The following is a 14,255-nucleotide window of genomic DNA, read 5'->3' on the forward strand; positions in this document are numbered from 1 at the left end:
CACCGATAATTAGCAGATTAACGAATAACGGGGCTACTCCCTTTGAGATATACCGAATAACATCAGGGTTATTAAGCAGTAAACAACGTTGAGAAACTGTAAAAAAGCCCCCGATAAACGAAAAGTTTACCGACGAGATGACGAAAAAGGAGTAAGATAAATAGATTGGATAGCGGTACGGCCAGACATTAAATGCATGTAACTCTTCGTTGCGACACAATGACGGAAGCATTTTCCGTTAAAAAACTAAAAAAAATGATTAACGATAAAATTTCAGAGTTGGTGCCGGCATTGACCAGCGGCCTGAGTTTTTATTCGGAAAGCGCACGTTATGCCGAGGGCTCATTAGAAATACTTGATATTCAAAATGTGAGCAGCAACCAGTATTCAATGAGTTATCGCTATAAATGGACAATTTTCAACGCCTGCCTGGATATCAGCGCCGAGGAATACATCAGCGACAGCGTGACTTTTAGCGTTGTCGAAACGGGATTAACCTTTGACATCATTGATAACTCCCGCCCCTCTACCGCAGATGAATTGTAAGTTTACGTAATAACAGCAGGCCAAATGCGAAAAAATGATTTATATTCATTATACGGAAAGTTTATTTTGTCACCGTTAAGCTGCCTCCGTCCATGATGTAAATCAGCTTACTCACAGAGTGTTATCAACACCGAAATTAAGACTTACGGAGGGGATGATATGGATGAGTATTCGCCTAAAAGGCACGATATTGCTCAGCTCAAATTCTTGTGCGAAAATTTGTATGATGAAGGTATCGCAACGCTGGGCGACAGCCACCACGGCTGGGTGAACGATCCAACGTCTTCCGTCAACCTCCAGCTTAACGAGTTGATTGAACATATTGCTTCGTTTGTGATGAGTTATAAAATTAAATACATGGACGAAAGTGATTTATCGGAGTTAGTCGAAGAGTATCTCGACGATACCTACACGCTGTTTAGCAGTTATGGTATTAATGATTCCGATTTGCGCCGCTGGCAAAAAACCAAAGCGCGATTATTCAGAATGTTCTCAGGAGAGGGCATCTGTACGACAATGAAAACTTAGGGGATAATTATCCCCAAATTACTCTACGGTTTATAAAACTAAAGGCTATCATGACTAAAATTGACTATCTGATGCGTTTACGTAAATGCACCACGATTGACACCCTGGAACGCGTTATTGAAAAAAATAAGTATGAGCTTTCGGATGACGAACTAGAGCTGTTCTACTCTGCAGCGGACCACCGTTTGGCCGAGCTCACCATGAATAAGCTGTACGATAAAATCCCCGTTGCCGTTTGGAAATTCGTACGATAATCCAGGTGATAAATGCGTTGAGCCGATACCTTTATCGGCTTCAATGTTTACGGAAAGCACGCATTTATCTTATTGACTTGCAGTGATTTTCATTCACTGCCGAAATCCCGCAATATAGTCGGAAGCCCTCCTCAATAATAGCCACTGTCAATTCCCTGTCCCTTATTACACCGCCAGAAAATCCATCGGATAACGGCGGCGCACCAGCGGAAAAACCGGCGCGCCAAACAGTACGCAGGCTACAACATGCGGCGCAGAATCGCATTCTTTTCAAAGTAGTGATGCTTTATCACCGCAGCCACGTGGAGCACAATCATTCCCGCCAGCGCCACACACGAACAGCGATGTATGACAAAAAAGAATCTGTTCACCTCCAGGCTGTCCACCGGCCGGGGGAAATCTATAACGCCAAAGACCTGAAATCCCTTTTCCAACATTAAAAAACCGCTGATCAATACCACGAAAATAAGCAGGTAGAATGCCTCGTGCAGCAAATGCACCAACCCCTTCCCATGCCCTTTCAGCATTTCGCCATAGGGGACCGAGGGTCTGAAAAAACGCCAGAGAAAGCGTGCCATCATCAGCGGCGTCAGCACCAGGGCCAACGACATATTGGTCTCCGAGAAAAAGGTAAATATCCGCTCATTCGGCATAAAATGCAGTGAATATCCGACAATCATGACGTAAAACATCGCGACGGCAATGATCCAATGCAATAGGCGGCTGAAGAGATCGTAACGAGTGCGGATGCCAATCGTTTCAGTTTGATGTTGCATAAAACCCTCTTAAAAGCGGCCATTGCTGGCCGCTGAATATTCTGTTCGTTATCGGATCGCTTACTTCTTCACAACCCACGCGTCCTGCCAGTTGGAACCCACACCCGGCTCATAATTGTTCGATGCGCTGTTCCACTGCATGCAGTAGCCGCTGTACGGGAATGGCTTACATTCGTAAACCTTGCCATCTTTCGGCTGCAACACGGTGGTGCCGGCGGTGTATTTGCTCAGGTCGTTCGGGAAGACGAAGTTATATTCTCCGGTGCCGCCGGTAGACTCGGCTTCAAGATTGAAGTTCTCAACGTCAGGCTGAATGCTATGCCCGTTATCGTTAGTCGCAATCACCTTCAACATATGGTGACCTTCGCTGACGTTGTTCAGATCCATGCTCAACGGCTGGCTGGCGTCATCTACGATGGCTTTCAGGTAGCCTTTCTCGGTCTGATGATGATCGAACACGCGCGCTTCGACGGTCAGCTTGCCTTTCACCTCAGCGTTAAAGGTCAACTGGGATTTACCGTCTTTGATCTTGGTGCTCGACAGCCCGCTAATGCGGATTTCCTCGGTAACGGCCGGTGTTTCTTCCTCATAGGAAATCACCACGCTCTTCAGCGTGCTGCCTTTCTTGGCGAAGACGTAGTTGTTACCGGCGATTGGGTTGACGTTGCCGTCTTTATCTTTAACACCGGCGCGCACGTCGGCGTGGGTGGCGTTAATTTTTTCCGCGAGCGCCTGGCTCCAGCGATTTTTATCGGTCAGCGCTTCGCTGTTGATATCGAGTTCGACCTGCATGGCGATCACTTCGCCGGCATCACTGAAGAAACGGGCGATCGCCTTATCCCCGATCAACAGGTTTTTACCGTTGATCTGCCCTTGCAGTTGCTGGTTCCACTCGGAAACAATGCCGCCATCTTCAAAGTTAACGTCGACAGCCTGATAGAAGCTGTTTACCGTGTCGTTAATTTCCCACACGCCATAAATCACCTGGTAACCGGTTCTTTCCGGAACTACGCACTGGTGAACTTCACGCTCTTTTGGCGCATCGCCGTGGCCATCGACTTCACAGAAAGGCTCACTTTCGAAAGATTCACGCGACAGCGGCTTATTCACATCCCAGTTCTGCTTGGTGATGTAATAACGCCAGTTGTTGGTTTTATGCTTGGCGGTATGGTACCAAGTGAAGGCCTGCGGACCCGGCTTCATGGTATTCAGCGCCCAAATGTTGATGCCCTGACGGTCAAGTGGCTCAAAGCCCCCGACGCCGCCGCTGGCCAATTGGCCATCAAGAGGCTGGTCATTAGCCGGAAAACCAGAGATTTGCTCCACGCTCTGCGGTTCATACTGCGCCCGACCGCAGTCGGTGTTTGAACCCAGTTTGCATTTAAATGCGCGGCTCTCGGGGACTTCAATATAACCGTGTGACCATGCAGCGGAAGAGGCGGCAAGTGTTGCCATCATCAAGGCAATTTTTGATAATTTCATTACTACTCCAGTTAAACTGTTCGGCTTTCAACTGATAAAAGTCAAATAACTTTCAGTCGAATTATTTACTGTTCTAATAAACGCGGTAACTTCCCGCCCCAAGAGAATAAAACGAATAAATAAGCCTGAGATACTTAGGTTGCCTTAACTTAATGCACATTAATGGCAGCAAACCCTTAGTAAATATGAAGAATACTTAAAAAAAAACGGGAGCATTGAAACCATAATAAGCCGAAGATAAAATAGCCAGCCACTCCCAATACCGAATATGAGAATAGCGTGTTTACTAAAAATATTGCTGCGTTAACGATATCCCTCGGACTGCTGTCCGGCTGTCAGCATTCTGCAGAACATAAAACCACACCGCCAACGGCTGAGCATCAGCTGGAACAACTGTCCTCACTGGTCGGAGCCAGCCAGTTTCTTCGGGAAAAATGCAGCCGCGCCGACATCCCGACCAATGATAAGTTGGCCGCAGCGGCATTGAACGAAGCAAATAAAAAAGGTTGGCCAAGCCAAGACGTGAATAAAACCCAATTACTCGATGCGGCCAAAGGGGTATTTGATCGACTGAATGCCGACGCTACGCCCCTGGCGCAGAAATGCAGCAGCTTTAACCAGTCGCTGGCGCGTTTTCTTGAGCATACGCGCTAGCCGACAACCGGCTGGATAATCCAGTGATAAAACATCCACGACCCTCCGGCTATCGCCAGTCCTGGCCCGAACGGCAAGGGCTGCGAGCAGCTGCGGGAGCGCATCACGCGCAGTAGCAGCAGCCAGATCAGGCTGCTGGAAGAACCGATAAGCAGGATAGGCGGCAGGGCTTCATATCCCCCCCACGCCCCCAACGCCGCCAGCAATTTAAAGTCGCCATACCCCAAGCCTTCACGCCCGGTCGATAACCGGAAACCCCAGTAAAGCAGCCAAAGGGTGAGATAGCCCGCTACCGCCCCGATTACCGCAGCGGGTAAAAATTGCGGCTGCGCGATGCTATGCCACAACAACCCGGCCCACAGCAATGACAGCGTCAAACAATCGGGCAATAGCTGCCGCTCCACATCGATAGCCGACAGTGCCAACAATAATGAAAATAATGCCAACATGAAAAACCAGTCGATACCGACGCCGATAAAACAGGCTATCGATATACCGGCCAGCATGGTAACTAATTCCACCAGCGGATAACGCGAGGAAATATCCCCTCGGCAGTGGCGGCAACGCCCGCGCAATATCAACCAACTCAGTAGTGGAATATTATCATAGGGTTTTATTTTCTCTAAACAATGCGGACACGTTGACCCTGGCAGAAAAAAATTAAATACATCAGGATGACGACCATTAACCCTTTCGTCCTCTTCACGCTCAAGCATCTTGGGCAGTCGGTAAATTATCACATTAATAAAACTGCCCAAACAAAGGCTCAGCACTGCGCTGAATAATAGCCAGCAGTCACTGGCCATATTTTCAATGACGGATAACATATTTCCCTCTGAATGAATAAAACCGGGATCGCTTATAAAATGGTTTGCTGCGCCGCCACCAACAGTTGGCTGACCTTCACCACGCCCTGATCCCGTTCGCTGCGTTCGACGGCAAGTTGCACCACCCGAATCCCTTGTTCGCGCTGCAATTCGGCCAGCCAGATCGTTAAACGCGCGAACGGGATGGGGACTAACGTCATCCGCACGCCTTCTTCGCTTTCTTCCCAGGCCGTAACGGGAATTTGATTTTCTTGTGCGCTCTGCCGCAGGCGTTCCTGCAGCAGCACAGGGGGGGCGGCGTCAGGCGGTAATCGCGATTGCAACCGGGCGACGTTGCCCATCTGCACATTAAGCGCCTCCAACCGCTGCGTATTTTTTTTCACCTGGTGAAACTGATACAGACAATAACTGAAGGCAGCCAACAGCATCAGGCTCAACGCCACCGCCGCCTGCAGGCTTTTATCGGCTCTTAAATCGGCTATCCGCGCTTTCATTGCTCTTCTCCAACCGTCAGGGTCACCAAATTATCCGAAGGCCCTTCCGTCATGGCGATGCTGATGCCATTGTCTTCGGTTGGTGGCGCCAGTTGCGTATCCTCTTTTAACAGGGTGATAACCAGCTCATTTTTAGCGCCATCGAAAATTAACGACTGCATTTGCGGCTGCTCCCACAGAGACAGCGCCTCGGTGGCATAAGGCAACAGCTTAAACAGCTGAGGCTCCTTCAATATATTTTGCATCTGTCTGACTTTTTTTCTGGCCTCCTCAACGGGCGAAGCCGTTAGCGGCTGACCCGGCGACAAATGCTGATATAAAGCGGCCATCTGCCTTTCGGCTTGCCCGGCCTTCAGTTGATGGTACAAACCGCAAACCAGCAACGAACAACTGACCAATATCAACGCACAGGCGATCTTTCCCGGAATAAACCGCGGCCATCTGAGGGCGGGTTTAAATTTCCCCTGCAGCAGGTTGCTCTTGCTGCGCCCGGCTTCGTTCGCCAATTGCCATAGAGGATCCTCTGCGCAGGATCCGCTCTCCCATGTCGAGGGCACACTGCCACCGGCGTGAATGCAAAGATCCGGCGTGACAGGAAGTTCGGTGTCCTCCCATGCGCACGGCAATTGCATGCCCTGCCATTTTCCCGTTCTTATCAACCTTCGATCGGGCCAATAGGCCACGCTGCACTCTCCGGGCAGGGGCAATGCCAGCACGTCCGGGAGCATTTTATCGGCATGAAGGCCGCAGGCACGCAGCCGTTCGCACCAGGTTTGCATTTGCGTCAGTGTGACCCCGGCAATGCCGAAATTCATCTGCTCCTTGCCCAAGATTACCCAGTGCATCTGCTCCACGTCGGTCAGCAGTTCGCTTTCATGCTGGAACGCCAACGCCATCGGTGTCGCCAGCCTGGATTTCCCCTGAAACTGCGTATTGCGCAGCACCACATGGCGCGCAGGAACCAGCACGACCACCCTGCTGTTCCGCGCCATAACCGCCAGCTCGGCACCCGCATTATCCAGATCGAGGCTGGCGGCAAAGACGCTTTGCGCTTCCCCCACCTTGCCCCAGCGCACATCGGCGACGGCGCCGTGCCCCAGGGCGATTAACAGAATATTGTCCGACATACTCTAGTGTTCTCCCCAGCCAAACTGGCGCCGAATGATCTTCGTGCCGGTACTGTTCCGTTGCAATGCGCTGACCAAGCGATACCTGCCGTCATCCAGTTTCACCCGCAGTTCCACAGTAAAGCGGTTGCCGGTAGTGACCAGTCCGTCAGCCAGGCCGCCGTCTTTCAGCTTACGCAGTTCGGGGTAGTTATCCGTGGTTAAAAAGTCCAATGAGTTCCAGCCAAGCTGCGGCCGACCGGCGATGATCGCCAGGAGTTGCTCGTTACCCAAAGCATTCAGCAACATCGCCCTAATCAGTGGCAACTGCCGCTCCGTGGCGGTGTTGAGGTTAATTTGCAGCGTATTATCCGGTAAGGCGCAGACCAATGGCGCTATACGAAGGTACAGCTCAGGGTTTATGACGCCGATCTCCCGCAATTCACTAGCGTCTTCAATCAGATAGCCCGTTTCAGACGTGCCGCGTTGTGCGCTGATTTTCATAATAACAGCGTCGGCGATAGCGCCGGCCTGCGGCTCGTCAACGCCCAGATTGGTGAGCAACAGCATGAATATCCGCTTCTCTCTCGCTATTTTCGGCTTTTCGCCCCCGGCATCATCCACCGGGGATGACGCTGCGAGCGCATTCAAATTAAAACAGACATCGGCGCTAACGATATGCACTGAAACCTCTCCCTCTTCCGTACGCATGGCCATATCTTCACGCGCCCATGCCTGCCCCAAACTCACCGAGACCTGCTTATCCAACGCCTGTTGCAACTGCCTTTTGGCATAGATTTCTCCGCCCAACAGCAGCCATTTGGCCCTTAATTGATCCTGCTGAAACTGCGCTCGCGTCAACGACCGCTGCCAGTAGCTATTGATATTCACCGCAATAATCGTCATCACCGACATCATTAACAAAACCATCAACAACGCCATTCCCCGCTGTTTATTCATGATTTTTCCTCAGGCGACAGCGGGACAATACGCCGCACCACGCCGAAAGAACCTGTTTCGACGGTGATCTCGACAGCCTGAGGCAGCCAGGTGCTGGCATGCCATGCCGCTAACCATTCGCCTTGATAATAAAAACGCAGTTGGAACCGCAACACGTCCGACAACAACGCCACACTGCGCGCGGCAGACGGCGGGCTGTTCAGGGCTGGGGAGCTCAGGCGGTCCAATCTCCCCTTCTGAAACCGATATTCCACCCGCTCCAGCGTCGAACGCGGCAGCCTGGCACCGGGGTTATGCCAGTAATTTCTGATCATCGTGACCCGATAGCCGCCATCCCCCTCCGCAGCCCCGCGCGCCATAAACTCCGGTATGCCGGGTTGACCGGCCAAACCGGCCGGCGTGCGGGTGAGTGCATGGGTAAAGTCCCGTTCAATGAGGGTTAGCGCCCGTTGCAACTGAACCATTTGCGTCGATTTTCGCTGGGTGATCTCACTGTTTCTCAATACACCTTTGAAAATCATCATCGCCGTGAGCGACAGCAAAGAAAAAATAACGATGGCCAACATCATTTCCACCAGAGTAAAACCGCGCTCCGCTTCCCTGTTCATGGCAATTCTCTGTAGGCCAACAGCCTGATCAAGGCGCCTGGCGCCTGCGGATCGCGCCGAACTTCCATTTCTATCGCCCGTATCCCGGCATCCGTGGTGTCTCTGCCGCGATAACGCCAATACCAGGTTTCATCCGCCATTTCCGTCGTCCCCTGACGCCATGCCTGCGCGGGCGGGACCCTATCAAGCTGCAATAAAGTCAATTGGTTATCCGCTACCCACAGGGCGATATTCTTCGCCTCGATGGCCCCCAGGCTTTGCACCTGCCCTCCGGTGGTTTTGATTAACGCCATGCAACCAATGGCGAATATCATCAGCGCAACCATCACCTCCAGCAGGGTCATGCCTCGCTGCCGTTTATATTTAAGCTTCATTACAGTGGGCTTCTGTCGTTTCAAACGTAAAGAAACCGGTCGCGCTGAGTTGCCACTGACATTTCCCCTGCAGCAATGTGACGGAAAACACGGTGGTTTCACCGCCCGGATACAGCCAAACCTGCGGTTCCTCCTGCGGTGGCCACTCGCCTTTCAGCGAAACCGCCTGCCGTTCCAGGGCCAACGACAGTTCAACCCCGGCCGGTAACGGTGAACCTATCGCCACCGCAGTTTTATCCTGCGGTTGACCGGCGGCGACAATACGCCACCCCTTGCGGCTGAACGCCACGCCATAGGTTGTTCCTTCACGCTCAGCCCGTTCCGCAACCTCATTCAGCTGCCAGGCCAATTGCTCGCCCTGCCGTGCCAGTTGATTTTCAACTGCGGGAGAACGCAGCATCACCAGGCTGCTGGTGATGCCTAACAACAGCAGCACCAGCATAATTTCCAGCAGGGTAAAACCGCGTTCGCACCTCATCATTACTCTGCTTTATCCGCCGTTTTCTCAAGCCAGTTACCGATGTCATCCTCACTGTCGGCAATACCATCCTGGCCGCTGGAAAACACGTCCAGCTTGCCGTGCCGCCCGGGATTGCGCAGTTGATATGCATTGCCCCAGGGATCCTGCGGCAGGCGGCGGATATAACCGTCTTCAGGATAATTGCGGGGAACCGGCGCCGCTTCAGGCTTGGCCGACAGCGCCGCCAACCCCTGCTCCGAACTTGGATAACGCCCGTTGTCCAACTTGTACATATCCAGCGCATTCTCCAGGGCGACAATATCGCTGGTCGCCTTTTGCTTATCCGCTTTCTCTTTATTTCCCATCAGGCTGGGAATAGTCAAACTGGCCAATAACCCCAGAATCACAATCACCACCATAATTTCCAAAAGCGTAAAACCTTTTTGGCGAAACTTGCGTACACGACTGCTCTTTCTCACTTTATTTTCCGTTAACATCTTTCTCATCCAATCATGTTATTGAGTTGCAATATTGGCTGCAGGATAGCCAAAATAATAAACAGCACCGAACTGGCCATCACTATCACCAATAAAGGTTCAAACAGCCCCAGAGCCAAGGTTATTTGCCGATTAAAGGCATCCTGTTGCATATTCGCCGCCCGCTCGAGCATCATTTCCAATTCACCGCTGCGCTCACCGGACATGATCATGTGCCGCATCATCGGCGAAAAAAGCGCGGTCCCCTCCAGAGACGGCGACAACCCTTCGCCTTCACGCACCCGTTCCATCGCCGCCAGCAACCGCTGCCGGGCATGATCATTGCCCAACACGCTGGCGCTGATGCGCATCGCCTCCAATAACGGCACCGCGCTGGCGTTCAAAATGCTCAACGTTTTGGCATAGCGCGCCGTATTCACGCCCAGGGTCAACTTGCCGATAACCGGCAGCCGCAGGATAAAAGCATGCCACCGGGTACGCCTGGCCGGCACCTTCAGGCAATAGCGAAACAAACCGACGCCCGCCAGCAACAGCATCAGCACTGCCGGCCCCCATTGTCGGATGGCGTCACTGGCGCCGATCAGCAGTCGGGTGGACAACGGCAAGGCCTGTTTCATATGAATAAATTGCTCGATGACTTTAGGCACCACCGCAGTAAGCAAAATGGCCACTACCCCGATCGCCACCACCGTCAGCACCATTGGGTACACCAATGCCTGAGTGATCTTGTTTTTCATTTGCTGACGCTGTTCGACATAGTCGGCCAAACGCTCCAGCACCGGCGCAAGATGGCCGGAGATTTCGCCGGCAGTCACCATGGCGCAGTACAGGCGATCAAAAATAGGCGGGTATTGCCCCAGGGCATGCGCCAGGGAAAACCCCTCCAGGATCCGCAGGCGTACCTGCGTCAGCACCGCCTGCAAGCCTTTCTTTTCCGTTTGCCGCGCCACCGCCATCAGCGCTTCTTCTAGCGGCAACGCGGCGGACATCAACGTCGCCAACTGACGGGTCAACAACGCCAGATCGCTGCTCGTGACGCCGGAGGTCAGCCTGAATCCAACCAGCTTGTTGAAACTGCGCGTTTTTTTGGCTTTAACCGCCAGCACCTGCCATCCTTTTTCACGCAACAGGTCACGGGCATGGCGCAAGGAATCTGCCTCGAGCTCCCCGCGTCGGGCACGCCCTTGCCTGTCGCAGGCATGATAATCAAACCTCATCGCCATCCCCTTCGCGGGTCACTCTCAGCACCTCCTCCAGGCTGGTCTCGCCGGCGCTCATTTTGGCGATCCCATCCTGACGTAAAGACTGATAGCGCGAGGCGGCCAGCCGCATGATGTCGATCTCGCTGTCTCCGCGGTGGATCGCCAGCCGCATGGGTTCATCCAGCACCAACAGCTCATGCAGCCCGATACGGCCAAGGTAGCCCTGCCCACTGCAGGCGTTACAGCCTAGAGGTCGCCAGCAAGTGACGCCCTGATCCACAGGCAGATCACACGCCCGCCGTTGCCGATCAGACAGGGCGTAGGGTTCGCGGCACTGCGGACACAGCCGCCGCACCAGGCGCTGCGCCAACACGCCGCTAAGCGAACTGGACAGCAAGAATGGCTCAACCCCCATATCTCGCAGGCGGGTAATGGCGCCGATCGCCGTATTGGTGTGCAATGTGGACAGCACCAGGTGCCCGGTCAGCGAAGCCTGAACCGCAATCTGCGCCGTTTCGCCGTCGCGGATTTCACCGATCAGCACTACATCGGGATCTTGGCGCAGCAACGCACGCAGCCCGCGGGCGAAGGTCATGTCCACCTTCGGATTCACCTGAGTCTGCGCAATGCCGCTCAACTCGTACTCGACCGGATCTTCAATGGTCATGATGTTGCGGTTTTCGTCGTTAATCTGGTTCAGCAAGGTATAGAGCGTGGTGCTCTTGCCGGAGCCTGTCGGCCCGGTAACCAGGATGATGCCGTGCGGCTGCTGAATCAGACGCATAAGCACCTGTTGACGCTCCTGCGTCATCCCCAAACTGGGCAGATCCAGCCTGACGCTATTTTTGTCCAGCAGGCGCATAACCACCCGTTCGCCGTGGCTGGCCGGCATCACCGATACGCGCACGTCGATCGCCCGTCCACCGACCTTCAACGTCATGCGTCCATCCTGCGGCACCCGTTTTTCAGCGATGTCCAGTTTCGACATCACCTTGATGCGCGACACCAGCAGCGCGGCCAATTTGCGCTGTGGCGCCAGAATGCGTTGCAGCGCACCGTCAATGCGAAAACGGATCACCAATTCGCTTTCGTAGGTTTCGATATGGATGTCTGAAGCACGGGCTTTGATTGCCTCGCTCAGCATCGCGTTGATCAGGCGGATGATTGGCGCATCGTTCTGCTCATCCAGCAGGTCCTGTTGCTCCGGCAGCTCTTCCGCCAGCGTGTAAAAGTCCAGCTCGCCGCCCAGATCGTCGATCATCTTCTGTGCATGACCGGCCTCCTGCTGGTAATACGCCACCAACTTTTGTTCAAATATTTCAGGCTCCAACCGCACCAACATCGGCTCGCCCGGCAAACAGCGGTATGCCTCCATCAGCGCGGCCTGAGCCGTTTGCTGATGGCAATACAGCAGTGTGTCGCTCTGTTCGGCGACGGCGAGCACGCCGTGCTGGCGCGCCCAGGCAAAAGGCAACAGGTGGCCTGAGGGGCTCGACGTCATGATTTTCCCTCTTGGTCATAGAACGCATTGACCTGCGAAATGACGCGGAGAAACGCTTGATTGTCACCCGCGGTTTGGCCGGAGGAGATTTCCTCGCGCAACGCCGTTTTCAGCTCGATATCTTCCCGCTGCTCAACATCAAATTTGCCGACTTTACGTTGGCTCTGCTGAGAGAATCCTTCGGTCGTCCGGATGATGGTCGGGCGGATGAACAGCATTAAATTGCGCTTGCTCTCTTTCACCGACGTAGAACGGAACAGCGCGCCCAATACCGGAATTTTCCCCAACAGCGGAACGCTGCTTTCCACCTCTGAATTGGTTTTATCCAGCAGACCGCCAACCACTACCGTTTCGCCGCTGTCGACCAACACGGTGTTATTTACCGTACGGATATTAAAAGTGGCGCCCAGGGAATCGGCGGAGACCTGCGTATTGTCGGCAACGCTGGAGACTTCCTGCTCAATCTGCATCAGGACCGATTGGCCCTTGTTAATCTGCGGTTTGACCTTGAGTTTTATCCCCACGGTTTTACGCGAGACGGTATTGAAAACGTTATCGCTGTTGGTGGTTTGCGAACCGGTCAAAATAGGCACATCCTGGCCTACGCTGAATTCCGCTTCGGCGTTATCCAGGGTGACAATGCTCGGCGTAGCCAGAATATTATTTTGATTATTGCTGGCGATGGCGGATAGCAATACTCCCCAGTTTCCGCTGTAAAAGCCGGTCATCAAACCACTGGCCTTGTTGAAAGCCTCGAGCATGCCACCGTCAAAACCCGATGAAACGCCAGGTACATTGCCGCCAAACTGCGTGCCGCCGCCGTATTTATTGGCCCACTGGACGCCGATATTCAGCCCCTGGCCATCCTGCACTTCGACAATCACCGCCTCAACCAGCACCTGAGCACGGCGGACATCCAGCTTGGTCACCACCTCTTCCAGGTCGCGCATCACATCCGGCGCAGCGGTGATGATCAACGCATTGGTTTGCTCATCGGCTTTGATCACCACATTTTTCAACAAGGCTACATTGGTTGCCGCACCCTCTTTTTCATTTTGCAGGCCTGAGCTAATCCCCGTCAGCACCTCGACCAGGCTCTGCGCCTTGGCGTATTTCAGTTGAATGACTTGGGTATTGCCTTGATTGACGCTCTTGTTATCCAACTGATAAATCATGTCCTTAACATATTCGCGGATCCGATCGTCGCCGGTGATCATCACAGTATTGGTTCTTTCATCCGCGACCAGCCGCAGCGTCGCAGCACCCGCCATCCGCTGCTTGCCCTCTTCGCGGAACAGTGCATTGACCATACGCACAATCTCGGCCGCCGCCGCATGCTTCAGCGCAAGCGTTTCTATCTGATTGCTGTCGTCCTGATCCATCTCCCGAACAATATCGATCAACCCATTCACTACCGCGGCTCTGCCGGTGATCAACAACGCGTTACCCTGTTCATAGTGCGCCACGCTGCCTACGCCCACGCTGTCATTCAGTTGACGTAATAATGGGGAAATATCCTTGGCCGCGATATTGCGCAAAGGAACAATACGCATTACAACCTCATCCCCTTCCCCAATCAGCTCACCGCCGGCCTGCGACAAAGCGGCTCTTTTCCCGTCTTTCGCCACAATGACTTTAAGTACGTTATTTGGCATACCAATGACGGTATATCCGTACACGTCCAGCACGTTCAGGAAGAATTGATAATATTGTTTATCGTTAAGCTGCTCATAGCTACGTACGGTGACTTTTCCTTTCACCGCCGGATCAATAATGATCGTTTTGCCCAGGTTTTTACTGACCGTGTTGATAAATTCCTGAATATCCGTACCTTTGAAATTGGCAGAGAATGACGCTGCATGCGTTATCCCGGGGGTAGCCGCCAACATTGATACCACCACCAGTTCCCGCCAGGGAAGGCGGGCCAGTTGATGGCCAAAATGGTAAAAAAGATGCGTAATCACAATGTAGCCTTATGACCTTAAA

The 14,255-nt window shown here is 53.1% G+C and carries 17 protein-coding genes; 4 read left to right on the forward strand and 13 right to left on the reverse strand.

All coding sequences use genetic code 11. From position 1 onward, the window contains the following. Window positions 1–219 precede the first annotated feature (219 nt). The 3 genes from ACUTSW_RS10570 to ACUTSW_RS10580 all read left to right on the forward strand — a co-directional run bounded on the left by ACUTSW_RS10570 (window position 220) and on the right by ACUTSW_RS10580 (window position 1,328). The gene (locus tag ACUTSW_RS10570) at window positions 220–546 is read left to right on the forward strand and encodes a hypothetical protein (protein WP_445584347.1); all 327 of its coding nucleotides are present in this window, start codon (window positions 220–222) and stop codon (window positions 544–546) included. A 159-nt stretch (window positions 547–705) separates the two neighbouring features. Then, window positions 706–1,074 carry an Hha toxicity modulator TomB gene (gene tomB, locus ACUTSW_RS10575; protein WP_004949348.1) on the forward strand — a complete coding sequence of 123 codons (369 nt, stop codon included), beginning with the start codon at window positions 706–708 and terminating at the stop codon, window positions 1,072–1,074. A gap of 50 nt (window positions 1,075–1,124) precedes the next feature. After that, on the forward strand, window positions 1,125–1,328 hold the full coding sequence (locus ACUTSW_RS10580; protein ID WP_006322256.1) for an HHA domain-containing protein: 204 nt from the start codon (window positions 1,125–1,127) through the stop codon (window positions 1,326–1,328). Window positions 1,329–1,567: 239 nt separating this feature from the next. On the opposite strand, the gene ACUTSW_RS10585 is transcribed toward ACUTSW_RS10580, so the two are convergent. Further along, a complete protein-coding gene (locus ACUTSW_RS10585) occupies window positions 1,568–2,104 on the reverse strand; it encodes a cytochrome b (protein WP_062869868.1) in 537 nt (178 codons plus the stop codon). 60 nt (window positions 2,105–2,164) lie between these two features. Beyond that, on the reverse strand, window positions 2,165–3,586 hold the full coding sequence (gbpA, locus tag ACUTSW_RS10590; RefSeq protein ID WP_062869867.1) for an N-acetylglucosamine-binding protein GbpA: 1,422 nt from the start codon (window positions 3,584–3,586) through the stop codon (window positions 2,165–2,167). Window positions 3,587–3,865: 279 nt separating this feature from the next. Here gbpA and gspS point away from each other — a divergent pair, with 279 nt between their 5' ends. After that, window positions 3,866–4,240, forward strand: a complete 375-nt coding sequence (gene gspS / locus ACUTSW_RS10595; protein WP_063198035.1) for a type II secretion system pilot lipoprotein GspS — start codon at window positions 3,866–3,868, stop codon at window positions 4,238–4,240. Here gspS and ACUTSW_RS10600 read toward each other — a convergent pair. Genes ACUTSW_RS10600 through gspD form a run of 11 tightly spaced genes read right to left on the reverse strand, consistent with a single transcriptional unit; the run spans window position 4,237 to window position 14,158 of the window. Further along, window positions 4,237–5,067, reverse strand: a complete 831-nt coding sequence (locus tag ACUTSW_RS10600) for a prepilin peptidase (RefSeq protein WP_445584348.1) — start codon at window positions 5,065–5,067, stop codon at window positions 4,237–4,239. The genes gspS and ACUTSW_RS10600 overlap by 4 nt on opposite strands. Window positions 5,068–5,099: 32 nt before the next feature. Further along, window positions 5,100–5,561 carry a type II secretion system protein GspM gene (gspM, locus tag ACUTSW_RS10605; protein ID WP_445584349.1) on the reverse strand — a complete coding sequence of 154 codons (462 nt, stop codon included), beginning with the start codon at window positions 5,559–5,561 and terminating at the stop codon, window positions 5,100–5,102. Then, window positions 5,558–6,688 (reverse strand): type II secretion system protein GspL, encoded by a 1,131-nt coding sequence (gene gspL / locus ACUTSW_RS10610; RefSeq protein WP_445584350.1) that lies wholly within the window; start codon window positions 6,686–6,688, stop codon window positions 5,558–5,560. Before gspL ends, gspM begins: the two co-directional genes overlap by 4 nt. Before the next feature lie 3 nt (window positions 6,689–6,691). Beyond that, entirely contained in the window at window positions 6,692–7,627 is a 936-nt protein-coding gene (gene gspK, locus ACUTSW_RS10615; RefSeq protein ID WP_445584351.1) for a type II secretion system minor pseudopilin GspK, read from the reverse strand. Continuing rightward, on the reverse strand, window positions 7,624–8,235 hold the full coding sequence (gene gspJ / locus ACUTSW_RS10620) for a type II secretion system minor pseudopilin GspJ (RefSeq protein WP_062793139.1): 612 nt from the start codon (window positions 8,233–8,235) through the stop codon (window positions 7,624–7,626). Before gspJ ends, gspK begins: the two co-directional genes overlap by 4 nt. After that, window positions 8,232–8,609: a type II secretion system minor pseudopilin GspI gene (gspI, locus tag ACUTSW_RS10625; protein ID WP_232246030.1), complete on the reverse strand. Its 378-nt coding sequence runs from the start codon at window positions 8,607–8,609 to the stop codon at window positions 8,232–8,234. Before gspI ends, gspJ begins: the two co-directional genes overlap by 4 nt. Then, the gene (gene gspH / locus ACUTSW_RS10630; RefSeq protein WP_445584352.1) at window positions 8,599–9,090 is read right to left on the reverse strand and encodes a type II secretion system minor pseudopilin GspH; all 492 of its coding nucleotides are present in this window, start codon (window positions 9,088–9,090) and stop codon (window positions 8,599–8,601) included. The genes gspI and gspH overlap by 11 nt, the downstream gene beginning before the upstream one ends. After that, window positions 9,090–9,566 carry a type II secretion system major pseudopilin GspG gene (gene gspG, locus ACUTSW_RS10635; RefSeq protein WP_445584353.1) on the reverse strand — a complete coding sequence of 159 codons (477 nt, stop codon included), beginning with the start codon at window positions 9,564–9,566 and terminating at the stop codon, window positions 9,090–9,092. The genes gspH and gspG overlap by 1 nt, the downstream gene beginning before the upstream one ends. A 5-nt stretch (window positions 9,567–9,571) precedes the next feature. Continuing rightward, a complete protein-coding gene (gene gspF, locus ACUTSW_RS10640; protein ID WP_445584354.1) occupies window positions 9,572–10,783 on the reverse strand; it encodes a type II secretion system inner membrane protein GspF in 1,212 nt (403 codons plus the stop codon). Then, window positions 10,773–12,269: a type II secretion system ATPase GspE gene (gspE, locus tag ACUTSW_RS10645; RefSeq protein ID WP_445584355.1), complete on the reverse strand. Its 1,497-nt coding sequence runs from the start codon at window positions 12,267–12,269 to the stop codon at window positions 10,773–10,775. The genes gspF and gspE overlap by 11 nt, the downstream gene beginning before the upstream one ends. Next, window positions 12,266–14,158: a type II secretion system secretin GspD gene (gspD, locus tag ACUTSW_RS10650; protein WP_062871297.1), complete on the reverse strand. Its 1,893-nt coding sequence runs from the start codon at window positions 14,156–14,158 to the stop codon at window positions 12,266–12,268. The genes gspE and gspD overlap by 4 nt, the downstream gene beginning before the upstream one ends. Window positions 14,159–14,255: the final 97 nt, after the last annotated feature.

This window comes from Serratia sp. TSA_198.1, from assembly GCF_052686505.1.